The 25,329-nt window shown below is 61.4% G+C and carries 20 protein-coding genes; 2 read left to right on the forward strand and 18 right to left on the reverse strand.

From position 1 onward, the window contains the following. Positions 1–2 precede the first annotated feature (2 nt). The 5 genes from ICY20_RS10095 to ICY20_RS10115 form a co-directional block, all read right to left on the reverse strand. Positions 3–1,376 carry a PIG-L deacetylase family protein gene (locus ICY20_RS10095; RefSeq protein ID WP_194937396.1) on the reverse strand — a complete coding sequence of 458 codons (1,374 nt, stop codon included), beginning with the start codon at positions 1,374–1,376 and terminating at the stop codon, positions 3–5. Then, entirely contained in the window at positions 1,373–2,269 is an 897-nt protein-coding gene (locus ICY20_RS10100; RefSeq protein WP_194937398.1) for a GNAT family N-acetyltransferase, read from the reverse strand. Before ICY20_RS10100 ends, ICY20_RS10095 begins: the two co-directional genes overlap by 4 nt. After that, on the reverse strand, positions 2,269–3,399 hold the full coding sequence (locus ICY20_RS10105) for a glycosyltransferase (protein ID WP_194937399.1): 1,131 nt from the start codon (positions 3,397–3,399) through the stop codon (positions 2,269–2,271). The genes ICY20_RS10100 and ICY20_RS10105 overlap by 1 nt, the downstream gene beginning before the upstream one ends. Beyond that, on the reverse strand, positions 3,383–5,140 hold the full coding sequence (locus ICY20_RS10110; RefSeq protein WP_194937400.1) for a carbamoyltransferase family protein: 1,758 nt from the start codon (positions 5,138–5,140) through the stop codon (positions 3,383–3,385). The genes ICY20_RS10105 and ICY20_RS10110 overlap by 17 nt, the downstream gene beginning before the upstream one ends. Before the next feature lie 129 nt (positions 5,141–5,269). Beyond that, positions 5,270–5,605, reverse strand: a complete 336-nt coding sequence (locus tag ICY20_RS10115; protein ID WP_194937401.1) for a YceK/YidQ family lipoprotein — start codon at positions 5,603–5,605, stop codon at positions 5,270–5,272. A gap of 203 nt (positions 5,606–5,808) precedes the next feature. On the opposite strand from ICY20_RS10115, the gene ICY20_RS10120 reads away from it, so the two are divergent. After that, on the forward strand, positions 5,809–7,887 hold the full coding sequence (locus ICY20_RS10120) for a TonB-dependent receptor family protein (RefSeq protein WP_194937402.1): 2,079 nt from the start codon (positions 5,809–5,811) through the stop codon (positions 7,885–7,887). Between the two features lie 152 nt (positions 7,888–8,039). Continuing rightward, positions 8,040–9,413 (forward strand): surface-adhesin E family protein, encoded by a 1,374-nt coding sequence (locus ICY20_RS10125; protein WP_194937403.1) that lies wholly within the window; start codon positions 8,040–8,042, stop codon positions 9,411–9,413. A 6-nt stretch (positions 9,414–9,419) separates the two neighbouring features. On the opposite strand, the gene ICY20_RS10130 is transcribed toward ICY20_RS10125, so the two are convergent. The 13 genes from ICY20_RS10130 to glnE all read right to left on the reverse strand — a co-directional run bounded on the left by ICY20_RS10130 (position 9,420) and on the right by glnE (position 25,117). Continuing rightward, positions 9,420–10,346, reverse strand: coding sequence for an ABC transporter permease (locus ICY20_RS10130; protein ID WP_159959873.1), 927 nt, complete (start codon positions 10,344–10,346; stop codon positions 9,420–9,422). Then, positions 10,343–11,293, reverse strand: a complete 951-nt coding sequence (locus ICY20_RS10135; RefSeq protein ID WP_194937405.1) for an ABC transporter permease — start codon at positions 11,291–11,293, stop codon at positions 10,343–10,345. Before ICY20_RS10135 ends, ICY20_RS10130 begins: the two co-directional genes overlap by 4 nt. Continuing rightward, complete coding sequence (locus tag ICY20_RS10140; protein WP_194937406.1) at positions 11,286–12,809, reverse strand: sugar ABC transporter ATP-binding protein; 1,524 nt, start codon at positions 12,807–12,809, stop codon at positions 11,286–11,288. Before ICY20_RS10140 ends, ICY20_RS10135 begins: the two co-directional genes overlap by 8 nt. Further along, positions 12,809–13,738, reverse strand: coding sequence for a sugar ABC transporter substrate-binding protein (locus tag ICY20_RS10145; protein WP_228758392.1), 930 nt, complete (start codon positions 13,736–13,738; stop codon positions 12,809–12,811). Before ICY20_RS10145 ends, ICY20_RS10140 begins: the two co-directional genes overlap by 1 nt. Before the next feature lie 341 nt (positions 13,739–14,079). Continuing rightward, a complete protein-coding gene (locus ICY20_RS10150; protein WP_159959865.1) occupies positions 14,080–14,958 on the reverse strand; it encodes a DUF3800 domain-containing protein in 879 nt (292 codons plus the stop codon). Positions 14,959–15,026: 68 nt separating this feature from the next. Then, a complete protein-coding gene (locus ICY20_RS10155) occupies positions 15,027–16,484 on the reverse strand; it encodes a lipopolysaccharide kinase InaA family protein (RefSeq protein ID WP_194937408.1) in 1,458 nt (485 codons plus the stop codon). After that, positions 16,484–17,236: a lipopolysaccharide kinase InaA family protein gene (locus ICY20_RS10160; RefSeq protein WP_159959861.1), complete on the reverse strand. Its 753-nt coding sequence runs from the start codon at positions 17,234–17,236 to the stop codon at positions 16,484–16,486. Before ICY20_RS10160 ends, ICY20_RS10155 begins: the two co-directional genes overlap by 1 nt. Next, on the reverse strand, positions 17,233–17,967 hold the full coding sequence (locus ICY20_RS10165; RefSeq protein ID WP_159959859.1) for a lipopolysaccharide kinase InaA family protein: 735 nt from the start codon (positions 17,965–17,967) through the stop codon (positions 17,233–17,235). The genes ICY20_RS10160 and ICY20_RS10165 overlap by 4 nt, the downstream gene beginning before the upstream one ends. Next, on the reverse strand, positions 17,967–18,773 hold the full coding sequence (gene rfaP, locus ICY20_RS10170; protein ID WP_159959857.1) for a lipopolysaccharide core heptose(I) kinase RfaP: 807 nt from the start codon (positions 18,771–18,773) through the stop codon (positions 17,967–17,969). Before rfaP ends, ICY20_RS10165 begins: the two co-directional genes overlap by 1 nt. Then, positions 18,770–19,894, reverse strand: a complete 1,125-nt coding sequence (locus ICY20_RS10175; protein ID WP_159959855.1) for a glycosyltransferase family 4 protein — start codon at positions 19,892–19,894, stop codon at positions 18,770–18,772. The genes rfaP and ICY20_RS10175 overlap by 4 nt, the downstream gene beginning before the upstream one ends. Beyond that, a complete protein-coding gene (gene waaC / locus ICY20_RS10180; RefSeq protein ID WP_194937410.1) occupies positions 19,894–20,955 on the reverse strand; it encodes a lipopolysaccharide heptosyltransferase I in 1,062 nt (353 codons plus the stop codon). The genes ICY20_RS10175 and waaC overlap by 1 nt, the downstream gene beginning before the upstream one ends. Before the next feature lies 1 nt (position 20,956). Beyond that, a complete protein-coding gene (gene waaF / locus ICY20_RS10185) occupies positions 20,957–21,991 on the reverse strand; it encodes a lipopolysaccharide heptosyltransferase II (RefSeq protein WP_194937411.1) in 1,035 nt (344 codons plus the stop codon). Between the two features lie 186 nt (positions 21,992–22,177). Beyond that, complete coding sequence (gene glnE / locus ICY20_RS10190; RefSeq protein WP_194937412.1) at positions 22,178–25,117, reverse strand: bifunctional [glutamate--ammonia ligase]-adenylyl-L-tyrosine phosphorylase/[glutamate--ammonia-ligase] adenylyltransferase; 2,940 nt, start codon at positions 25,115–25,117, stop codon at positions 22,178–22,180. Between the last annotated feature and the right edge of the window lie 212 nt (positions 25,118–25,329).

A 25,329-nucleotide genomic window follows, 5' to 3' on the forward strand; every position in this document is an offset into this window, starting at 1 on the left:
GGTCACAAACGCCAGAACAATTCATGTCGCCGTACCGCCTTGCGGAAGAACTCGTTCTCCCCATAAGGCGAGCGCGCGCGCCCGACCAGTACACGTTGCAACCACCGACGCACACGCCGCTTGAACGGCGGTGGCGGTTGCAGGTCATGCATCATGCCCAACGCCATGGCCTTGTCGCGCTGCTGCGCCACGGTCAACGGCAGGCTGCACGGGTGCAGTTCCTGGGTCGCGTCGAACAGCGGTGGCAAGGCAATACCGGTGCCCGCGTCGCCCATGGGCCAGCGGTCGTTGTCGTGCAGGTGGTTGGCGTAGCCGAGCACGGTGGACGGTTGCCAGTCCAACCCTTGCAACGCTTCGACGACCGCTTGCTGCGCGCAGATATGATCGGGGTGGGGGTCGATGATCGGGTGCGGCAAGACGATGACATCCGGGCGCGCCGTCAGCAGTAGTTGCCGTAGATCGGCCAGCAGGTTGTTCCAGGTGGGCAGGCCATCCTGGTCAGCTGGCAGCGGGAATGGATTGAATTGGCGAAACAGGCGGATATCCGACAGGTCGGCCTCGCGGGAGCCGACAGGCTGGTCAGGGGTTGCCCGCATCGTAGGCAGTTGCAGGCAGAAATAACCCAATTGCACGCAGTGTGCCTCTGGCACCCCGGCCCAGCGCGGTACGGCGATGCTGTCCCAGGCGCGCAAGCGACCCTTGATGCGCGAAGCCTCGGCCGGGCCCAGGCCCATCTGCTGGTAATGCTCGGCTTCGATTTCACCGGCAGTCAGGGTCACGATCCAGGGTTTTTCAGCCTGACTGTAGAGCCCGAAGGCTGCCAATTCGGCATCGTCTGCATGGGGCGCGATCACCATTACACGCTGTGCGCGGTAATCCGGGTGGGTCCAGGCCCACAAGCGGGGCGTGCCGAGCACGCGGCAATGACGACCGCGCAGCTGTAAATCGCTGAGATCTGAACCACTGAGGTTCAGATAACGCAACCCGTTGACGCCACGCTCGAAGGTTTGCCGGTCGCCCGCGAACTCGATGTTCGGGTCGAGAAAACGTCCCAGCCAGTTACTCTTGATCTTGATCGCCAACACCAGCGTTGCGTCCGACGCCAGCGGCTGATCAACCCGCAAGCGCCCGCCTTCAAATCGCACGCCGGCCACCTCAGCGTCTGCCGAGAAACGGTAGTGGTAATCTTCGCCGGGCGCATAAAACAGGTGGTCGGCAAACCAGGCTTCATGGGCAACCCAAGCCAGCACCGCCAACAGCAATGGCAGCCACCAGGCCACCAGGATGCCAACGACCACCAGCAGCACTAAACCGATCAACAAACCAATGCGCTTGTTGCGCCGATGGCGTTTGAGCAACTGCTTTTTGCGGGTCATACGCTCAATACCTGCACGGGGTTGCACCAGCGTTCCTTGTACTCGCGGTCAGCGCGGCCGAAAGAAAAACGCAACGACTTACCGACTTCGCGGGCCTGTTCCCAAGCGCTTTGGGTATTGAGAAAGCTCAACACGCTGCCGGGGCTGAAGGCGCGGGTTTCAGGGTCGACGCCGCCGTTGACGTACTCCACGCTGATCCACTCCGGGGATTCAACCCGATAGACCAACTGGATAGCGATCGGCGCATCGTTAAGAAAAATCACCGAGCCAATCAGCCACTCGCGCAGCAACTCGATCACTTCGGCCAACCGCTCCGCGCCCGTGGCGACAAACCCCCAGCGGCGCAGGAACAGGTCGCAGTAGATAGCAGCCAACTCGACGCTGGAAAACTCGCCCACCGGCCGCACGACGCCGCCCGCTTCTTCGAGCAAACGCAGTTCGCGGCGCTGGTTGTAGCGAAACTTCTTCGACAGCTCTTCGGGGGTACGCGCCATGGCCAGCTGCTCGGCCTGGGGCTTGAGCCCGCTGAAGCGGCCTTCGTTCAATGTCGACAAATACCGCGCACGCTGGCGCAGGGGCGCCTGGGCATCGGCGGCGGCCGGCAGGATCAACTCGGCATTGCCCAAGTCAAACAGGCCTTTCTTGCCGCTGCGCTTGAGCACATCCTTGGACAACGCCAAGTCGCGCCCCCAGGTGGCGATGCATGCCTTGAGTTCACCGCCCTGCTCCCAGGCCAGGTAACGCACCGGAATCTGCGCCAAGCCGGCCAGACGTTCGATGACCTCTGGATGCGTCGCGACGCTGCCGCCAAAACGCTGCCAGGCCTGGTTGTAGACGGGCGCATCGACGACGGACCAGCCACGCTCGCGCCAGCCTTGGAATCGATTGAGCATCAAGCCCCCGCGGTCAGTTCAATAACGTGTGGCAGTTGCCAGAAAGTGTCGCGTACCGCCTGATCCGAGAACTGTGCGTGCAGGCGCTCCAGCATCAGCTCGGCACACTGGCGCTGCTGATGGTGATCCATCGCGGCCAGGTAGCCCAAGCCCTGGGCCAGGTGCTCGGCGTCGCCGAAAGGGAACAGGATGCCCACACCTTCGACCACTTCCTTTGCACCGCCACAGGCCGTGGCAAGCAACGGCACGCCAGCAGCCATGGCTTCAAGCAGCACCATGCCAAAGGGTTCGTGATCGGAGCTCAGCGCAAACACATCAAAGGCACGGAAATAGCGACGCGCATCTGGCACCTGGCCGAGAAACAGCACCTTGTCGGCAATGCCCAGTTCGCGGGCCAATTCCTTGAGGTCTTGCTCCAGGCGCCCCGTGCCGAGAATCGCCAAGCGGCTTTCGGCGGGCAGTTGCGCCAGCGCCAGGGCGAAGCCCTTGAGCAGTGTGGCCTGGTCTTTGTCCGGATGCAGGCGACCGACATTGCCAACCACCCATTCATCCGGCGACAGACCGAGGGCATCACGCGCCTCGTCCTTCGACACCTGCAAGGTTTGCATAGCCTCGACATCGATGCGGTTGTACAAGGTCTGGATGCGCGGCGCCGGCCAGCTCGCCAGGCAGCGGCGGATGTCATCGCGTACGGCGTCAGACACACCCAGCAAGCTCAAGCGCTTGCGAAAAAACCCTGCAAACAGCTGACGACTGCGGCGCTGGTAGTCGCCAAAAGCGTGATGCACACCGATCACGGGCAAGCACGTACCCAGCAAGGCGATGTAAATCGGCTTGAAGCGGTGGGCAATACAGAAACTGAAATTGCGCGACGCCGCAATCTTGCGCAACTCACGGATGGCACCCAGCTTCAGGCCACGAATGGCCTTGGAGCTGAATTCCATGAACAGCACTTCATCGCTGGCACACGCTGCGGCCACCTCAGGGTCGGCGACCCCGGTGAGAAACACGGTGGTCACCTTGTAGCCCGAGCCTGCGAACAGGCTGGCGTACTGACGGGCGCAATCGAGGAACGGCCCGTCATAGCCGTGGCAGAACTGCAGGACGTGGCGATCAGCCGAGCGCGTCATAAGGGTCCACGCCGTCCTTGACGACCAGGATGTCTTCCATGATCAGGTACTGCAGGTCGGAGCCGAAGAACATGTCCAGCGCGTCTTTGGGCGAGCAGATCATCGCTTCGCCACGACGGTTGAGCGAGGTGTTCAGGGACACGCCGTTACCGGTCAACACTTCCAGCTCTTTCATCATGTCGTAGTAGCGCGGGTTGTATTCGCGCTTGAGCACCTGGGCGCGAGAGGTGCCATCTTCATGGACCACTTCCGGTACGCGGGTCTTCCACTCTTCCGACACTTCAAAGGTGAAGGTCATGAACGGTGCCGGGTGATCGACCTTGATCATCTGCGGCGCCACGGTGTCGAGCATCGACGGGCAGAAAGGCCTCCAGCGCTCGCGGAACTTGATCTGGTGGTTGATACGGTCAGCCACGCCGGTGGCGCTTGGGCAACCGATAATCGAACGACCGCCCAACGCACGCGGGCCAAACTCCATGCGGCCCTGGAACCAGGCCACCGGGTTGCCATCGACCATGATCTTGGCGATGCGTTTAGGCATGTTGTCGATCTTGCGCCACACAGGCTTGCTCTCGTGCTTGGCGCACGCGGCAATCACTTCTTCGTTGCTGTAGCACGGGCCGAGGTAGACGTGTTCCATCTTCTCCACCGGCACACCACGGGCGTGGGACACGTAGGCCGCCGCGCCCACCGCCGTGCCGGCATCGCCGGACGCAGGTTGCACGAACAGCTCTTTGACGTCGTCGCGGGCAATGATCTTCTGGTTCAGCTTGACGTTCAGCGCGCAGCCACCGGCGAAGGCCAGCTTGCCGGTGTCTTTGAGGATGTCGCCCAAGTAGTGGTCGATCATTTGCAAGGCCAGCTTCTCGAACAGCGCCTGCATGCTGGCCGCGTAGTGGATGTACGGCTCGTCGGCGATGTCGCCTTCGCGTTTCGGGCCCAGCCACTCGATCAGTTTTGGCGAGAAGTAGAACCCCTTGCCTTTCTCTTTATAGCGGCGCAGGCCGATGACGTTGGCGTAGTCGGTGTTGATCACCAACTCGCCGTTCTCAAAGGAAGCCAGGCGCGAGAAATCGTATTTGCTGGCGTCGCCGTACGGCGCCATACCCATGACCTTGAACTCGCCGTCGAGCATCTCGAAACCGAGAAACTCAGTGATCGCGCCGTACAGGCCACCCAGGGAGTCTGGGTCGTAGAATTCTTTGATCTTGTGGATCTTGCCGTTCTCGCCGTAGCCGAAGAACGTGGTGGCGTACTCACCTTTACCGTCGATACCCAGGATCGCGGTTTTCTCCTGGAAGCCGGAGCAGTGGTAGGCGCTGGAAGCGTGGGCCAGGTGGTGTTCAACCGGTTCGATCTTGATTTTCTTCGGATCGAAGCCCAGTTGCTCCAGGCACCAGACGATCTTGTTGCGATAGCGCTTGTAGCGACGGTTGCCCATCAGGATCGCGTCGAGGGCGCGGTCCGGGGCGTACCAGTAACGCTTGGCGTAATGCCAGCGCGCCTCGCCGAACAAGCTGATAGGCGCGAAGGGGATCGCGACCACGTCAACGTCGGAAGGCTTGATGCCGGCTTGTTCCAGGCAGAACTTCGCCGACTCGTAGGGCATGCGGTTCTTTGCATGTTTGTCGCGTACGAAGCGCTCTTCTTCGGCGGCCGCGATCAGCTTGCCGTCGATATACAAGGCTGCGGAAGGATCATGGCTAAGGGCGCCGGACAGGCCAAGAATCGTCAATGCCACTGGGGTCTAGCCTCTTTTAGTCTGCATGCAGGCGGGTTGCGCCTGAAAAAAGTGTGCTTCCGGCCTGGGCAGGAAACAGCTAAAGGGCGGGATTATAGCTTAAAAGCAGTGGGGAGCTAGGTTAGAGCGTTAACGTAGCTCAAGGCTGCCATCGGCATTTTGCCGGTAGATTGTGTAGGGCAATAAAAGCGTGTCCAGCACACTGGATACAGCAACATCAAGATAAGGCCAGGGCACATCGTTCAGCGACATTCCACTTCCAGAGTTCGGCGGCGCGTGTAATACACACAGGTCATAAGACACGCCGCTGTAAACACGCGGAACAGACTGACAATAGGTTTTTTTAGCCTTAAGCGACTGAACGGTGACGCTGTCTTCACGCAGCACCGTGGTCACAGTGCCGCAACCTGCCACTATCAAAGACACGCCCAGCAGCGCCAGTGACCCTGCAATTCTAGATTTCATAAATCGCTCCACCTTACAGAAGAAGCAAAAACCTACCATCGCAGATGGCGTTTCACAGCCACCCGAAAACGTAACGTTGCGTAGGACCGTTCCCGATATCTGGCAGACCATAAATTCGGTAAACGAGGGAGGGAGCCGTTAAACTCACGTTTTTTTGCGCCAACGCCACTTACCACGCGTCGCGCCACGGACCCGGCTCCTCCATGAACACACCAGCCCCCACCCACCTTGCCCTGCTACTGCTCGGCCTGTGCAACACCGCGCTTGCCGATGAGACCCCGTTAATTCTCGACCCCAGCGTGGTCACCGGCTCACGCAGCGCCAGCCCCACATTCGACCTGCCCTACTCGGTCGACAGCATCAGCCGCGAGCAGATCAGCGATGGTCAACTCGGCATAAACGCCTCTGAAGTGCTTTCCCGCGTGCCCGGCCTGGTGGTGCAAAACCGTCAGAACTATGCCCAAGACCTGCAAATTTCTTCCCGTGGCTTCGGCGCTCGCTCGGCGTTTGGCGTGCGCGGCCTCAAGCTGATCGCCGACGGCATTCCCGCCAGCACGCCTGACGGTCAGGGCCAGGCGGCCACCTTCAACCTCGACACCGCCGAACGCATCGAAGTACTGCGCGGCCCGGCGGCCACCCTGTACGGCAGCAACGCTGGCGGTGTGATCCAGATGTTTTCCCGCGACGGCGAAGGCCCGCCGCGCATCGGCGCCGAAACCTTGGTGGGCAGCGATGGCATGAGCAAGAACCATCTGACCGCCGAAGGTGCGGCCGACGGCGCAGGCTTTGTGCTCGATGCTTCGCGCATGGACACAGACGGCTACCGCGACCACAGCAGCGCCCGCCGCGACCAGACCTTCGCCAAGCTCAACTTCCAGCCGGATGACGACAGCAAGCTGGCGCTGATCTACAGCAGCCTGGAGCAAAACGGCACGGAGGACCCATTGGGGCAGACGTGGGCGGCATATAAGGCAGACCCGCGTTCAGTGGCTCCAGGGGCGCTGACGTACAACACGCGTAAAAGCATCGATCACCAGCAATTGGGCACCAATTACGAACGGTATTTTGGTGATGCGACACTGCAGGTGAATGCGTATACGGGGCGGCGGAGTGTGATTCAGTACCTGTCGATTCCTGGCGGCACTCCGTCGGATAAACGCGGCGGCGTAGTGGCCTTCGACCGCAAATTCTACGGCGGCTCCGTCCACTGGTTGCAACCGATCACCAGCGCCCCTGGCGATCTAACCTTGATCGCAGGTCTCGACTACGACCGCAGCGAGGACGACCGCCAAGGCTATTCCAACACCGTCAACGGCGTGCACGGTGTCAAAGGCGCGCTGGGCCGTGATGAAATCGACACGGCCACCAGCCTCGACCCATTCGTGCAAGCCAACTGGCTGCTCGGCGATTGGACCCTTCAAGCGGGTCTGCGCCACAGCACCATGAAGATGGACGTCGACGACCGCTTCCTCAGCGACGGCGATGACAGCGGCAACAAAACCTACCAAAAGAACACGCCGTCGGTCAGCGCAATGTACGCATTCACCCCTGACTTGCACGGTTACGTCAGTGCCGGCAAAGGTTTCGAAACCCCGACCCAAGCCGAGTCTGCTTACTCCAGCAGCTCAAACAGCTTCAACTTCGCGCTTAAGCCTTCGGTCAGTACGCAATATGAAGTTGGCCTCAAGGTTCGCGTTGGCCAAGACACGCGCGTCAATGCGGCCGTGTTCCAGATCACCACTGAGGACGAGTTGGTGGTGCAGGGGGCCAGCGGCGGGCGCAGCACCTACCAAAACGCCGGCCGCACCCTGCGCCGCGGCTTCGAACTGGGCATCGAAAGCCAACTCAGCGAACACTGGAGCACCACCCTCGCCTACACCCGCCTGCAAGCCACCTACGACAGTGACTTCACCAACAGCGGCAAGACCATCGACAAAGGCAACTACCTCCCCGGCGTCCCGCAAACCACCCTGTTTGCCGAACTCAACTGGAAGCCCCGCGACTGGGTCAGCACAGCGCTGGAAGGCATGTACCGCAGCAAGGTCTATGTCGAAGACACCAACAGCGAGCGCGCCGCACCGGCCTACAGCGTGTTCAACTGGCGTGCGCGTTTCGAGCAGAAAGTCGAGCACTGGACCTTCCACCAGACCCTGCGCCTGGATAACCTGCTGGACCGCCAGTACGTGGGTTCGGTGATCGTCGGCGACAGCAACAACCGCTACTACGAAGCCGCCCCAGGCCGCTCGTGGTATGCCGGTGCCGGCGCCGAATACACCTTCTAAAGCTACTGAAGAACCAATGTGGGAGCGGGCTTGCCCGCGATAGGGCCGTGTCAGTCGGTGCAAATGCTGCTGACCCACCGCTATCGCAGGCAAGCCAGCTCCCACATTTTGACCCGGTTGTAATGCCATCCATCTTTCAGCAAGGAACGCTCATGAAACCCCTCGCCGTTATCGTCGCCCTCAGCCTGCTCACCGGATGCAGCCTCAAGCCCGTCAAGAGCGGCCCCGAATTCGGCGAGTTGCTCAAGCTGCCACCCCTGGCTAATTCGGTCCTGCGCGACGGTGACGTACTGAGCTACCAGGTCCATGTGACGCCAAGCAAAGGCTCCAACGTGCCGGATATCGCCCAGGTGCGGGCCTCCTGCACCACGCCAGAGGCAAGCCTGTTGTTTCTGGAGTCCCCTGGCAGCCTGGCGCCGAACGGTCAGCCCGTACGTTTTACCGTGATGCGCACCTTCGCACCGGAAGCGGTTGGCTATCTGAAGCAGAACACTGCGTTCATCGACGCCTGCACCACCACGCCACGCCCAGACTGGCGGGTTGTCAGCGGCGCAGCCACCGAGCGCCAGCTGCTGATCGACCGCACCAGCCTCAAGACCGTGGGCGACAGCGTGCAGGTGTGGGGCGCCGTGGATGAGCCGTTCATCCTCACCAACAAGCTCAAGAAGATGCCCTACGCCCAGACGCGCATGCATTGGCAGCTCAATTGCAGCCGCCAGACCTACCGCACCCTGGCCACGTTCGGCCTGAACGAAAACAACATCGTGACCTTCGGCAACATCGAAACCTCGCCTCAGGACCAGCCGTTCAGCAACGCTGAGACCGACGCCCAAACCCTGCTCAAGGCCGCCTGCTCGCCGACAGTCGCACAACTGCCTACCGCCACGGCGCGCACCAAGTCCGAATACGTACTGACCCCCGCTGCGCTCTCGGCAGACATTGAACAGGCGATCAACGCACTGGGCATGCCAGCCCCCAGCAAGACACTGCGCCATCTGACGCAGAAGCGCGACATGGGCTACAGCCCCATGAAAATAGACCTCTATCTCGAACCCAAGGCACAAAGCGGCCAACTCAGCATCCGCAACGTCAGCGAGTATTCGACCTACACCACCACCACCTGGCGCGGCCTGTTCAACCTGACATTCCAGAGCCAATACAAAATGGACGGGATCAATGCCTCGGCCGCCAGCCACCTGCAGCAACTGAGCTTTATTGGCGACTGGCAGCAGATGCCGGTGGGCGCCACCCTGGGCTACAGCACCGTAGAAATGAGCCGCACCACCACCCAGGACGATCGCGAGTTGATCCGCAACGCCCGGTGCGTGGTGAAACGCGAGCTGCCCGCCAGCAAAATCAACGGCGACCTGAGCGGCACGGCCAAGGAGCTAAACTGCAGCGTCACCGGCGAAAAATACAGGGCCACCAGCACCGCGTTTTACTTGCAGGACTACGGTTACTTCTTCACCAGCCAAAGCGACAGCAACGGCACCAAGATGCGCAACACGCTGATCAAGGCACAATAACCCGGATCAGTGCCGCTCCAACACGCGCCGACTGGCAAAGCTGAAGGCCAACACCGCAAAAATCAGCACGCCGGTCGCCACCTGCTGCCAGTAGAAGTTCCAGCCGATCAGCAGCAGGCCGTTGGCGATCACGTTGATAAACAGCACGCCCAACAGGGTGCCGGGAATGTTCGCCCGGCCCTGTCGGCTCAAGGTGGTGCCGATAAACACTGCGCCAATCGCATTCAGCAAAAAGGCGTTGCCAGACAACGGCACATACGCGCTGACTGTCGAGCTGAGCAACACCCCCGCCACCCCACACGCCAACGCGGTCGCCAGCGCCACCACGGTGACGACGCGCCGCACCGACAGCCCAGAGTAATACGCCAGCAACGGCTGGGTGCCCTGGGCCAGCAACTCGCGGCCCAGGCGCCCGCGCGCAAGGGCCAGGCCGTAAAACAGCGCCAACCCCAAGACCACCAACAATGGCGTCAGCCCGGTCAGTTCAGGCTTCAAGCCTTGGGCGATATAGATCGGTTGGCCGCCATCCGAGAGTAATTGCTGCGCGCTGGTACCGATAAACAGTGTGCCAAGGGTCGCCAGGAACGGGCTGATCCGCAGCCCGGCAATCAGCCCCGCATTCACCACCCCCACCAGCAGCGCCGCAACCAGCGCACCCGTGGCCGCGAACGCCCAGCCGTGCCCGCCATTGAGCAGCACCACGAAACTGAAGCTGGCAAAATCCAGCGCCGTGCCCACCGACAGGTCGATGCCACCGGCCGCCACCGCGTAGGTCATGCCGATGGCGACAATCGCCAGCAATACGAAGTTGTTCAGCACCAGGCTTTTCAGGTTGCCGCTGCTCAGAAAACCCGGTGCCTGTAGGGCAAACACCACAACGATCAGCACGAACACCAACGGCAAGGTCAGCGGCAACAACGCACGCGGGTTCATGAGCGGGCTCCACGATTCAATGCGCTGGACGCAGCCACCACAGACAAGATCAACACCCCCTGCACACCATTGACCCAGAAGCTCGATACGTTGAGCAGTTGAAACCCATTGATCAAAAAACCGATCAGCAATGCGGCCAACAAGGTGCCCGGAATGCTCGCCACCAGCCTTCGGGAAAACACCACGCCAAGAAACGCAATCGCCACCACCGACAACAGCATGTCGCCAGACCCGGTCGTGCTGCCACTGAAAAACGCCGCCGAACACAGCGCCGCCACCGCCGCGCACAGGCCCGACAGCGCATAGCTCGACAGCACGTAGCCCGGCACACGGATGCCTGCGGCTTCGGCGGCCTGAGGGTACTCGCCCACCGCATGCAGGCGCAGCCCGTAGGCCGAATGCTGGATCAATAACGTCAGTAACCCGGCCGTCAGCAGCAACACCCAGGCCAGGGCCGGCACTCCCAGCCAAGTGCCGCCGCTGAGCAGATCCAGCAACGGCGAATCGGTGGACACCACGGTATTTTCCGTGAGCACCAACTCCAGCCCGGCCAACACATTCATGCTCGCCAGCGTCGCCAACAACGGCGGCAAGCGCAGCAGCACCACCGCCAGGCCATTGAGCATGCCCACAGCCAACCCGCAACCCAAGGTAAGAAGCAGGCTCAGCCACAAGTCCAGGCCCGCATTGTTCAGGCGACTGAACACCGCCGCACACAAACCCAGGTTGGCCGCCAGCGACAGGTCGAGCCCGCCGGCCACCACGTTCGAACCGCCGCCGATAATCACGCACGTCAGCCCAAAGGCCAGCACGCCGAGGATCGCCGATTGGCTGAACACATTGGCCACGTTACCCACCGACAAGAAGTTCGGCGCAGCCACGGCAAACCCCACCAGGATCGCCACAAACACACCCATCGAACCCCGACGCACTATCGCCTCAAGCATGTTCGACCTCCCGCACGGGCGCAGTCACGGCCGTTACGGCTCCGGTGGCGCAGGCCAGCAACTGATCGCTGTCGGCCTCCCCAGCACGGAACTCACCGGCAATCTCACCGCGATGCAGCACTACAATCCGATCACTGATCCCCAGCAATTCCGGCAAATCCGAAGACAACACCAATACCGCCGCACCTTCCTCTACCAACCGCCCGATCAGGCGATAAATTTCTACCTTGGCGCCCACGTCCACGCCCACGCAGGGCTCGTCCAACAGGTACACCGCCGAGCGGCGACTCAGCCATTTGCCCAACGCGACTTTCTGTTGATTGCCACCGCTTAACTGGCTGACCGCGGCCTGCGGGCCCGGCGCCTTGATCGCCAGCTCATCGATCAACCGCAGACTTTCGGCCTGCTCCCGGCGACGACTCAGCAAGCCCCAGCGAGTAAACCGGCCAAGCCCCGCCAGCGTCAGGTTTTCCAGTACGGACAACACTGGCGCGATGCCCTGGCTGCGTCGCTCTTCCGGCACCAACGCAATACCCTCAGCAATCGCCTGCCCCGGTGAGCGCAGGCGCAGCAAACGCCCGTCCAGATGAATGCTGCCCGTATCGGCGCGCTCCACGCCAAACAGGGTTTTGAACAATTCCTTGGCGCCCGACCCGACGAGCCCCGTCAGCCCGACGATCTCACCGCGTCGTACCTCAAGGTCGATCTGCCGATAACGCCGCGCCAGGCTCAACCCACGTACCTGCAACAGCGGCTCGCCCAATTCGACTTTCGCCTTGGGGTACATCTCCTGCACTTCGCGGTTGACCATCAGTCGCGCAATCTCGGCACTGGACGTATGCCGAGGCTCCACCACCGCTACATCACGGCCGTTGCGCAGCACCGTGACCTCATCGCACAGGCTGTCGATTTCCTGCAGGTAATGGGAGATGTACAGGATGGACAGCCCCTGATCGCGCAACCGTTTGACGATGCGTAATAACTGGTCCACCTCGCGTTTGACCAGTGCCACGCTGGGCTCGTCAAAGACCAGGATCTTTGGCTGGCGAATCAATGCCCGGGTGATTTGCAGCACCTGGCGCTCGGCACTGTTCAGCTCGCCCACCAGCGCACCGGCCGGCAGTTGCAGGTCAAAGTACTGCGCCAGCAAACGGTCTGCTTCGCGCTGCTGCCGACGCCGATCCACAAACGGCCCACGGCGCAACTCATGCCCAAAAAACAGCGCCTCGCCCACGGTAAAACTGGCGGGCAACAGCCGCTCCTGATGGATGAACTGCACACCCAAACGATCGACCTGACGCGGCGACAACGCCGCATACGCCTGGCCGTCGATACTCACCTGCCCCGCGTCGGCCTTGTAGATGCCGGCCAGCACCTTGATCAAGGTCGACTTGCCCGCACCGTTCTCGCCCACCAGGCCATGAATGGTGCCGCGCCCGACCTTGAGGCTCGCGCCATCCAGCGCCAAGGTGGCGCCAAACCGCTTATGCAGGTTTTGCAGGTGAAGCGCTGTCATCAGTCACCCCGCAGTTGCTGGACCTGCGCCAGGTTGCCGGCGGTGGTCAGCAGCGTCGGCACATGGGTCTCCTTCGGCAGGTCGCGCTGGCCGGCCAGGTAGCGCGCCACGTTTTGCACAGCGGTCTTGCCGATCAGCGCCGGTTGCTGCGCCACCACGGCGCCCACCGGCGAGTTCGCCTGGCCGAGCAGCGCCAGTACTTCGGGGGTGCCGTCGACGCCGTAGGTCTTGATCTCGATACGCTTGGCATCGATCAACGCCTTGCTCGCACCGAGCTGCGGAATATCCCACGCCGACCAGATCGCCGAGACGCTGCCCGCTGGGTATTTATTGAGCAGCGCCGACACCTGGGAATAGGCGTCCTGCACGGTGTTGGGGATCACGTCACGCAGCTCCGGCTGGATGATTTCCAACTGCGGGTAATCCTTGAGCGCCAGCTTCAACTGGTCATAACGGATCGCGCACACCGGCACCCCGTAGAAGCCGTTGAACACCAGGATCTTGCCCTTGCCGCCAGCGTCCTTGATCAACTGGTCGGCCAGTGCCTTGCCGGTGGCAACGTTGTCGGAGGTGGTGTTGTTGAGGCTGTATTGCGACGGCGCATCAATGGTGAACAGCGGGATGCCGGCCTTGCTGATGCGATTGAGCCAGGGGTCGATGACGCTGAGGGTGCCCAGGGTCTGGATCACCGCATCGGGCTTCTGGGTGACCACGGTTTGCAACTGGGTCACCAGGTTCTTGTCATTGCGCCCCGCATCCAGGGTGATGGGCGTGCCGCCCAGGCGCTTGATCTCATCGACCTGCGCCTGGAATGCCTTGATATCGAAATAGTGACTGGTGCCGGTCATGCTCACCGCAATGCGCTTGCCAGCGAGCGACGGTACGGCGTCGTCGCCGCCTGCGGCGTGGGCAGCACAGCTCAGCAGCATCGCGGCGCCGAGGCAGATCAAACGGGAAAGCGTGGAAAGGCTGGAAGGCATACAGGGCTCCGCTGCAAGACCGGTGAAAGGGTTCACCGGATGGCATTGCAGAGCGCGTGCCAGGATTTTTATCTATATAAATCAACGGAATAAAAACATGAAGTGCAAATAGGCTGCACCTATCGACCACCAACTGCCCGATTGCTGTTGCTCAGGCAACAGTTTTGAGTGCCACACCCTACGGCGTGTCGACGGCCCGGGCTTTCGCGTTGACACTCAAAAATCGCAAGCATAGAATCAGCCGCAAATGGACTGGGGGATCCCGGTCGGCGTTATAGCCTCGGTGAGTATCATCGGGGCTTTTCGCTTTCTGCAGCAGGGTAAATTTTTAGCCCCCAGTTCTCATAACCTTCCCCGACCTTGCTTCGCCCTCCACTGCAATAGAATTTGCGTTTGAGGACGTCAAAGGCACGATTTTCCTGACCCGACCTTAGAACACTCATGCCGATGGGGCGTGCAACAAGATCCGCCAGTTGCAAGCCCGTAGAGTTGACCTGTTTAGTCGCGAACACGATGTCAAACGGCAGGCGAATACCTGGACGATTGGCCCCATCGCACATCCGCCGAAACTCCAACTCAAGTTCGTTATCCTCTCTACGTCCTCGGCGTTCGAAAATCACATGAGTTAACGCACGCTGCTGATTTTTCTCTTGAAGAAACTCATAAAGCGTTTCAAGACAGAAGCCTAGAGCCAGATGGTAAGGGTTATGTATCGGGCCTTGTTGCTCTCGAAGCGTAGCTTTATCGATAACGCAACTGATCAAGACGAAGTTGCTCGACTCGATGATGCTCGTCAGCTCCTCAAGGAAGGCATGCTTGTGCTGGCGAGAAGCGAACATGCTTGAGAACGCACCCTTTTCCTTGCGGATTTCCAGTTCATGCAAGCCAACAAGATCATGGCCCATATGATTGAACTTAAATTTTTGAAGGGCGGGAATGACTGTTTCGCAATAATGGCGTTTATGAAAAATACAGAACGCCAAAACAAACATGGGGTAGTTGGCATCGAGTGTCTGCATCCCGTGATCGCCACTTTCATCCACATAGACAATGAAGTCACTGAACTCCCCCTTCGGCGGTTGCGCTGCCACAACCTCTGCGATGCGTTCAGCCTCACTTTCACTTTGAAAGAGCTGGAACTGCGGGGAAATTAGTTTTTCATTTGCCATGGGATGTCAGTCCTGGTTTTTGCGGGTTTCTCGTCACCCGCCAACGCTCATATTGCCTTCCTGCTCAACTACAGGGGGCCAGCAGTCTGGACACTTTTGGGCAAACGCTGATCAATCAGCTTGTACAACGCACTCTCCGGCGACCAGTTGCGCATAAACCGTGCACGGTCCTTGGCGTACGCCGGGGCGAAGCTGGCGTCGGTGTTGTGTTGGCGCATGGCGTCCAGGTCGATCAGCGACCAGCGGTCTTTGTCCCAGAACAGGTTATGGCCTTTGAAATCCCCGTGACTGATGCGCTCACGGATCAGTTCGGCAAACAAATGATCCAGCGCCAGCAGCTCATCTTCCGGCGCGTCACCGCTTTCGACGTAGGGCGCGAAGCGTTCGATGATGTCCGGCCCCGCCAAGTGCTCGGTGATCAGGTAGGCGCGGCTGCGCAACCAGAAGAAGCGCTTTTCCAGCACGGCCAGCGGCTTGGGCGTGGCGATGCCGAGGAATGCCAGGCGATTGCCTTCGCGCCAGGAATGCCACGCGCGGCTCGGGCGCCAGAAGCGTTTGAGCCAGTGGGCGAAGCCCTTGATGTTGTAGCGCTTGATCACCAGTGGCCGGCCCGCCACGTCGACCTTGGCGACGCTGGCGGCGCCGCCGGTCTTGTACAGGTGGCCCTGGTCCAGCAGCGTATCGGCCTGCTCCAGCACCGGCAGCATGGCGGCTTCTTCTTCGCGGCGGATCGCACGTAGCGCGAATGGCCCGCGCAGTACGCTGAACAAGGTGCACTCGCGGCCGACTTTGTTGAGGAAGTCTTTCAGGCGCCAGGCGCTCACTTTGCGCACCTGTTTTTCCAGCGCTTGCAGCGGCAGGGCGTGTTCACCGTTGCTCAACAGGTAATACACCAGCAGTTCTTCGGTAAACGGCTCGAGGTTTTTCGGCAGTTGGGCGAAGAAAACGCCGAGGTTCTCCAGCACACGGTTACGCGACAGCGGTTTGCCCGCCTCTTCCACGCGAATGCCGGCGCCGTCGATCAAATACAGTTTGCCGCTCTGGCGCAGCAGGTTGTCCAGGTGCAGGTCTTCTTGCCACAGGCCCTTGGCGTGCATCTGGGCAATCGCACCCAGCGCTTCGGCCAGCACGGCGGTTTGCTCGTCAGCCAGTGGTGGCAGATGCTCCACCGCGTGCCAGGCATCGGCCAGGCTTTCGGCACCTTCAATAAACTCAAACAACAGCCAGCCGCCCTCGCCTTCCTGCAAGCCATCGGCCAACAGTAGCGGCGTGGTCAGACCTTGCTCCGCCAGCAGGCGAACGCCTGTGAGTTCACGCTGAAAATGCCGCGCTGCCTTGCTGCCCACCAGCAACTTGGCCAGCACCGGGCGCCCACGCCACACCGCCGCGCCCACATAGCGCTCGCCCGGCAATACCCGCAACAGGCTCAGCAGTTGCAGTTGGCCGGGGCCTGCCGCATCGGCCAGCTCAATCGTCAGCGGCAGGCTGGGGCTACGGCCGGCAGTTTTCAGCTCGGACAAACGCATCAACGGTTTTCCTTGTGACTTCGGCGCGCGCTCAGGCGCTGGTACCACGTGGTAACCAATGCACTGTCCTCAGGCTGGTCGAGGTAAGCCGCCAACAGTTGGCGTACCTGGGCGTCCGACCAGGGTCGTGCGCGGCGCAATAGAGGCTCCAGGTCCTTGACCCGATCACGCCAACCGAACAGCAGCGGCCGGGTTTTCTCCAAGTCGATCAATTGCGCGGCATAACCGTCGCCGGTGGCCCGCAGGAAAATATGCTTGGGGTAAAAACAGCCGTGCACTTGGCCGACGCTGTGCAACTGACGAGCAAGCTGACCACAGGCCAGCAGGATCGCACGGTGCTGGGCATCACTCAGTTGCGGCCATTCATCCAGCAACGAGTCCAGGTCATTCCAGCCGTCCAGGGCGCGGGTCAGCAGCATTGCGCGGTGCTCGCCGCCGACTTTGCGCTCGCCGTAGAACGCCGCCTGCAACGCCGGGATACCCAGCTTGCGGTAGCGGCTGATATTGCGAAATTCACGCGAGAAACTCGGCTCGCCAAACGGCCGATGCAGGCTGCGCGTCAGGTAATTGCTCTGGCGCTTGAGGTAATAACCGTGGCCGTCGAGTTCCAGACGAAACACACTGCTCCAGCCGCCACGGCTGGTGTTGGGCTCGTCCACTGCGTCCAGTTGCTTGGCCCACAGTGCGTCGAAGCTGGCGAGGCCGTGGCGCTCCAACAGCGCACGGTCTTCAGCCGCCAGGAAGTCATTCATTCGCGTCCCTCAAAAAACTTCACCACGTGGCGAATACGCTGTTTGTCCGATGCACTCAGGTGGCGGCGCTGGCGGTACTGCATGTAGAACCGCAGGCGCTGGGTGGCCGACAGGTGATACTTGGCGACTTTATCCAGGCAGGCCAGGTCTTTGGTGATGCGGTACTTGAGCCAGAACCCGCGCCAGAAATCGCCGTTGGGGCAATCGATCAGGTACAGGGTTTGCTGATCATCGATCAGCAGGTTGCGCCACTTCAAATCGTTATGGGTGAAGCGGTGGTCGTGCATGGTGCGCGTGTACTCGGCGAGCTGGCGGCTCACCGCATCAACCCACTTGGGGTCGTGCAGGCGCGCATCATCGCGGTCGGCCAGCACCGACAAATCTTCGGTACGCGGCAGCTCGCGGGTGATCATCGCACCCCGGTCGTAGGCCAGGCCCTTGCGCTCCAACCCCCAGGCGACCACTTCAGCCGTGGGAATGCCCCACTTGGCGAAGCGCTTGAGGTTCTGCCATTCGGATTTCACCCGAGGCTTGCCCAGGTAGCGCCGCAGGCCCTTGCCGGCGCCGGTGTAGCGTTTGACGTAATAGTTGACCCCGCCACGCTCCACCCGGATCACTTCCGACAGCGGGTCACGGGTCAGCCGTTCGCCTTGCAGGGCAAACACCGCTTCGAGGCTGCCGAAATCATCCGCCAGGTTCGCGTAGGCCGGTTCCAGGTTCCAACCCGCCATCAGATCGCATCCCCATAACGTAGCTTGCGTGCGTAGAGCTTGTCGGCCTTGCGTTGCATCAGGGCCAACGATGCCGACTGCTCGGCCAAAATCTGGCGCAGCGGTTGGCGGAAGTAGCCCTTGAGAAAGCGCAGTTTGTCGCGACGGGTCAGGCCGATGTCGAGCGCCGAGTAGTACAGCGCGGACAAGTCCTTGTCGCGCCAGCGCAGCGGCAGATGGGCACGCAATTGGGCACGGTGCAGGTCGATCACCGACAGCTTGATGTCACGGGCGTCGATGGGCTTCGAAGTGTCGAGCAGGAAGTGGCACAGGTAGCAGTCGCGGTGGTTCACACCGCCACGATGCATGTCGCCGACCATACGCGCCAGCTCACGGGTGAGGGCATGGCGCAACGCAGGCGCCGGCGGCTCGGCCACCCAGTTGAGGGTCACGTCTTCAAGGCTCAGGGTCGGCGCCAGTTCTTCGGTGATGATGAACGAGTGCTGGTCGGCCGGGTTGCTGCCCTTTTCACCGAAGGCCACGCCGGTCATGGTCGGCACGCCGAGTGCCTGCAGGCGATGGATCGCCGCCCACTCAAGGCCCGCGCCCAGCACCGGCAGCTTGGCGGTGATCAGGTTCTTGAAGATCTCACCCCAGCCAATGCCCCGGTGGATCTTGACAAAATACGGGCGGCCCTCGACCTCGGTACGCAGGGTGCGACGTGCCGCCAGCTCGCGAAATACTTCGCCTTGCAGTTTCTCGACTTCGGCAAAGGCATCAAGCCCGGCCCAGAGCGTCTTGAACGGTTCGGCAAGAATCAACTTCATCGTTTTGGCTCCGCCAGAATCACATCCGCAGCGTGCTGCGGCATGCTGTAGAGGTCGGCCGTCTCGGCATAGGCCAACCCATTGCGGCCCCAGGCCGCGCGCTGTGCAGTGTCGGTGAGCATTTGCGTCAGGTAGCTGTTGAGCTGCGTTTGTTCGAACGGCTCATCCAGCACCCGGCCGGCGTCGGCTTCGGCGATGTAATGGGCGTACCCACACACGGCCGACACCAGTACGGGCAAACCGGCCACCAGGGCTTCAAGCAATACGGTGCCGGTGTTTTCGTTGTACGCCGGGTGGATCAACAAGTCGGCGCCCAGCAGGAAACGCGGGATATCACTGCGGCCCTTGAGGAACTGCACGTTGTCCCCCAGGCCCAGCGTTGCGCTTTGCAGCTGGAATACTTTGGGGTCGTCCTGGCCGATTACAAACAGGCGCGTGCGTTTTTTAAGCGCAGACGGCAACGCGGCCACGGCCTTGAGGCTGCGGTCGACACCCTTGGTCTTGAAACCCGAGCCGATCTGCACCAGCAGCAAGTCGTCGTCACCGAGGTTGAATTCCTTGCGGAACCCTTCGCGAATCTCGGCGGCATTCGGCGGCGCGCGGCGGTCTTGCGCGATGCCCGGTGGCAGCAGGTGGAAGCGCTCCAGCGGGGTATCGTAATGCTTGATGAACAGTGGCTGCTGCACCTCGGAAATCATCAGGACTTCGGTCTTGGCGTCCTTGGCGAACACCGCGCGCTCGTACTCGGCAAAGTGCTTGTAACGGCCGAAATAACGGTACAGCCCGTGGCGCAGGTTTTGCGCCTTGTCTTCATAGCAACCGTCGGCAGCGTAGTAAACGTCCAGGCCGGGCATTTTGTTGAAGCCGATCAGGCGGTCCACCGGGCGCTTGGCCAGGTCGGCTTCCATCCAGGCGCTGAGTTTCTCGTTGCGCCGATGGTTGAAGAACGCCTTGACCGGCGCCACCAGCACTTCGAAGCCGGGCGGGATGTCACCTTCCCAGATCAGCGTGTACACACGAATCTGGTGGCCGCGCTGCTGGCACTCCAAGGCGATGCGCATGAAGTCGCGCTGCAAGCCGCCAAAGGGGAAGTATTTGTACAGAACAAAAGCCAGTTGCATCAGTGCAGCTCCTCAGCCAATAACAACGTGCTCAGCCGGGTTGCCACACGCTCTGGGTTCAGGCGCGTGAAGCACAGGGGCGATTCGCGCTTGATGTCGAACCGACGCAGGTCGTCGGCCGTTGGTTGATAGGTACAGGTTTTTTGCAGGCAGGGCGCGCAGGGGAAGTCGCTGCCCAGATGGATCTGGCCCTTGCCGTAGGCACCGGTCAAGCCTGGGTTGGTAGGACCGAACAGCGAGATAGTCGGCACGTCCAGCGCAGCGGCCAGATGACCGAGGCCAGTGTCCACGGCCACACAGGCGCGGGCGCCGGCCAACACGCGGGCGACGCCGGCCAGGTTCAGCTTGGGCAACACTTCGGCGTTGTTCAGGCCTTGGGCCAGGCGCTCGGCGCGGGCCTTTTCGGCGGCGTTGCCCCAGGGCAGTTTTACGTCTACGCCCAGGCGGCCCATGCGCTCAGCCAGTTCGCGCCAGTAGGCTTCGGGCCAGTGCTTGGTGTCCCAGGTGGTGCCGTGCAGCAGCAGTACAAAGGGCTTTTTCGGCGGCAGACCGAGCAGCTTTTCAGCGCTCAAGCCGTAGTCGCCCAAGGCTTTGGGCAGGTCATAACCGAGGGCCACGGCAAACAACTGGCGCAGCCGCTCCACCGCATGCTGCCCACGGGCCACGGCCAGGCGTCGCGAGTAGAAGCGCGACGCGATAGGTTCACGGGCGGAATTCTTGTCGAAACCCGCCACCGGAGCACGCACATAGCGGGTCAGCCAGGCGCTTTTGAACAGGCCCTGGGCGTCGATCACCAGATCGTATTTGGTCGACTGGATCTGCTTTTTGAAGCGCCGCCACTCGCCACTTTTGATGGTCTGCCAAATATTTTTGCGCCAGCGGCGAATCGCCACCGCAATGACCTTGTCCACCGCCGGGTGCCAGGTAGGGATCTCGGCGAAGCCTTCTTCCACCACCCAATCAAAGCGAATGCCGGGGATCGCCCGCGCCGCGTCAGTCAATGCCGGCAAGGCGTGGATCACGTCGCCCAGGGATGAGGTCTTGATTACCAGTACGCGCAAACTATCGGACCTCGACCACAGAGCCCTGCAACCGCTGCAAGGCTTCGTTCACCGGCTGCGGTAGCAACTGGCGCATGCAGTTGTAGTGGCCGAAACGGCAAGTGCGCTCAAAACACGGGCTGCACTCCAGGCCCAGGCGCACCACTTCGACCTTGTCTGCCAACGGCGGGGTAAAACCCGGCGAGGTTGAGCCGTACACCGCCACCAAAGGGCGGTTCAGCGCAGCGGCGACGTGCATCAGGCCAGAGTCGTTGGACACCACCGAATCGGCGCAGGACAACAAGTCGATGGCTTCGGCCAGAGACGTGTCGCCGCTCAGGTTGACGGCCTCTTCACGCAGGCCCGGGATCAGGCGCTGGCGAATGTCTTCGCCCACCGGGTGATCCTTCTTCGAACCAAACAGCCACACCTGCCAGCCTTCGCGGATCTTGGCTTCGGCGACCTTTGCGTAATGCTCCGACGGCCAGCGCTTGGACTCGCCAAACTCGGCCCCAGGGCACAGGGCCAATACCGGGCGATCCAGGGTCAAGCCGAACTTGGCCAACGCCGCGTCGCGGCTTACCGGATCGATCTGCAAACTCGGGCGTGGGTACGGCTTGGGCAATTCGGCACCCGGCTCATACGCCAGGGCCATGAAGCGCTCGATCATCAGCGGGTAGCGGGCTTTGTCCAGCGTGCGCACATCATTGAGCAGCACGTAGCGAAACTCGCCACGCCAGCCGGTGCGCTTGGGGATGCCGGCGAAATACGGCACCAGCGCCGACTTGAGCGAGTTGGGCAGCAGGATCGCCTGGTCGTACTGGCCGGCCAGGGATTTGCCGATACGACGACGGGTCGCCAGCTCCAGCGCGCCATGGCCGAGCGGGAAGCTCAAGGCCGCGCGCACTTCGGGCATACGTTCCAGGATCGGGCGACTCCACTCAGGGGCGAGCACGTCGATCTGGCAGTCGGGATGACGCTGCTTGAGGCACTGGAACAGTGTCTGCGCCATCACCATGTCACCGACCCAGCTGGGCCCAACGATCAGAATATTCATGTAGTTTCCACAAACGATGCGGGGAGGCTTATGCCTCCCCGCCTCGATAATTACTGTAGGTCATGGTTAGCCCGGTACTAGCTGTGTGGGAGCGGGCTTGCTCGCGAAAGCGGTATATCAGTCAATATTTTCAGTGACTGACACTGCGCTTTCGCGAGCAAGCCCGCTCCCACATTTAATCGAGTTTCAGCTTAACCCTAGTTCCTTCCAGATTCGCATCACCTGGCGCCGTTCGTCGGCGAACTGATCCCCGGTCACCGTGCTGGCCTCGTTTTGCAAGGCCTGACGGTGCGCGGCGGAACGATAGGCCTTATACACCTCGCGCAGCAGATGGGCATCGGCGGGGGGCATCAAACCCACCTGCTCCAGGCCTTCCAAAATGCGGATATTGTCGGTGTAGCGCAGCAACGATGGATGTTGCGCAGACCACGCCAAAGCCGCGTATTGCACCATAAATTCAATATCGACGATACCTCCGGCGTCCTGCTTGAGGTCGAACACCGCCGTGGCATCAAAGGCGTTGGCGCCGGTGCCGGCCGCCGTGGTCTTGGTGCCCAGGTTGTCGCGCATCTTCGTGCGCATCTCGCCGACCTCCTGGCGCAGCGTGGCCAGGTCGCGCTCACGCCCCAACACCTTGGCCCGCACCTGCTCGAACGCCTGGCCCACATCCTGGCTGCCCACCAGCACCCGCGCGCGGATCAGGGCCTGATGTTCCCAGGTCCAGGCCTCATTTTGCTGATAGCGGTCAAACGCCCCGAGGGAGCTGACCAGCAAGCCGGACGCGCCGGAAGGTCGCAGGCGCATGTCCACTTCGTACAACTGGCCGGAGTTGGTCTGGGTAGTCAGCAGGTGAATGATGCGCTGGCCCAGGCGCGTAAAGAACTGCGCACCGTCAATCGGCTTGGCGCCATCGGTTTCGGCCTGCGGGTCGCCATCGTGGATAAACACCAGGTCCAGGTCCGAACCATGCCCCAGTTCGATGCCACCGACTTTCCCATAACCGACAATGATGAACCCAGGGTCGCACAAGGTGCCGTCCAGGCGCTGCGGCGAGCCGTGGCGCGCCACGGTCTGGCGCCAGGCCAGGGCCAGCACTTGTTCGAGGATGGCTTCGGCGAGCCAGGTGAGGTAGTCGCTGACTTTCATCAGCGGCAGGCTGCCGGCGATTTCCGACGCAGCTACGCGCAGGCGGTGAGCCAGTTTGAAGTGGCGCAGGGCTTCCATTTGCTGCTCAAGATCATCCTCGGGGATGCGCGTGAGGCGCTCGCGCAGTTCGGCGGCCAACTCCGGCGCCAACGGTGGCTTGAACAAGCGACCTTCGTTGAGCAATTCGTCCAGCAGCAGCGGGAAGCGGGTGATCTGCTCGGCGATCCACGGGCTGGCGGCGCACAGGGTCAAAAGGCGGCGCAGGGCATCGGGGTTTTCGGTGAGCAATACGAGGTAAGCGGAACGGCGGGCCACGGCTTCCACCAGCGGCAACACGCGCTCCAGCACCAGGTCCGGGTTGGCGTGTTCAACGGCCTGGGCGAGCAAACGCGGGATAAACGCATCCAACCGCTCACGGCCGAGGCGCTGCATGGCACGCAATTGCGAGCTGTTGCGCAGGCCGGCCAGGGCTTTAAGGGCCTTGGTCGCATCGCTGAACCCACCTTCGGCCAACTGGCGACAGGCCGCTTCCTCATCTTGGGACTCTTCCCACAGTGGCAGCCACTCGCCACCTACGACCAATTCGCTTTCGTCGCCTTCTTCTTCATCCGGATCGGCGATGACTTGGCGGAAGTGCCAGTCCACTCGGCCCCGCCAGTACATCAGCCGCTCATGGAACGCGGCCCAGTCGTCAAAGCCCAGCATAAAGGCGATGCGCGCTTGATCTTCGGGGCTGTCCGGCAGCATCTGGGTCTGGCGGTCGGCAATCGCCTGGATGGCGTGTTCGGTATAACGCAGGAATTCATAGCCGTCGCGCAGCTCGGCAATCACCGCCGGTGGCAAGTAACCCTGGCCTTCCAGGGTGCCGAGCACCTTCAGCAGCGGACGCTGTTGCAGGCTGAGGTCGCGACCGCCGTGAATCAACTGGAAGGCCTGGGCGATGAACTCCACCTCGCGGATGCCGCCCGAACCCAGCTTGATATTGTCGGCCATGCCCTTGCGCCGCACCTCTTGCTGAATCAGCTGCTTCATGGTGCGCAGCGCTTCAATGGCAGAAAAGTCCAGGTAACGGCGATAGACGAACGGCCGCAGCATCTCCAGCAACTGCGCGCCCGCCACCTGATCGCCCGCGACCACGCGCGCCTTGATCATGGCGTAGCGTTCCCAGTCACGGCCCTGGTCCTGGTAATACTGCTCCAACGCGTTGAAGCTGAGCACCAGCGCGCCGGCCGAACCGTAGGGGCGCAGGCGCATGTCGACCCGGAACACGAAGCCGTCGACGGTCATCGGGTCGAGGGCCTTGATCAGTTTTTGACCAAGGCGAATGAAAAACTCCTGGTTATCCAGTGAGCGCTTCACACCTACGGTTTCGCCGCCTTCGGGGTAGGCGAAGATCAGGTCAATATCCGACGACAGGTTCAGCTCCACTGCACCGAGCTTGCCCATGCCGAGGATCACCATGTGCTGCGGCTCGCCGCTGCGACGACCGGTGGGGGTGCCGAACTGCGCACAGTGGCGTAGGTACAACCACTGATAAGCCTGGTCGATGCTGGCGTCGGCCATGTCGGAAAGGTCACGACAGGTCTGTACGAGATCCGCCTGGCGGGTCAGGTCGCGCCAGATGATGCGCACCTGTTGGCGCGTGCGCTGGCGGCGCAAAATGCGGCCCAGTTCATCCTCTGTTTCGGCCTGTTGCACAGCACCGGCAATTTGCCCGCACAGCTCGCCAGGGGCAAAACCGCGGTCCAGCTCGCCCCAGGCCACCAGCTCCAGCAACATCAAAGGGTCACGAACACTCTGTTCAATGACGAAATCACTGGCGGCGCACACGCGGGCGAAGTCGGCCCACCGTTGCGGTGCCCAGGCAGAAAGTCCATGATCGTCGTCCAGCGCGGCCACTGCGTCACGAAATGACTGCTCGGCCCGCTGGGCTTTTGGCAAGAGAATGGCCGGTAGTTGGGCCAGTGTTGGAAGGCTCATGGTCTATCCTTGATCGGCGCGTAATTGGCTACTTGTGGTGAACGCAAGAACCATGCTCGATGAAGGACTGTCGAACAAAGGTTAGAAATAGCTGGAATTAATTTAATTTTGGCAGAAAACATCAAGACCCAACCTTTTCGTGTTCGCAAAAGATCAACAATAACGATTATGCTCACCAGCCAGACCGAGCCATACGCTCAGTCTTGTGTAGT

Source organism: Pseudomonas pisciculturae (assembly GCF_015461805.1).
Lineage (GTDB): Bacteria > Pseudomonadota > Gammaproteobacteria > Pseudomonadales > Pseudomonadaceae > Aquipseudomonas > Aquipseudomonas pisciculturae.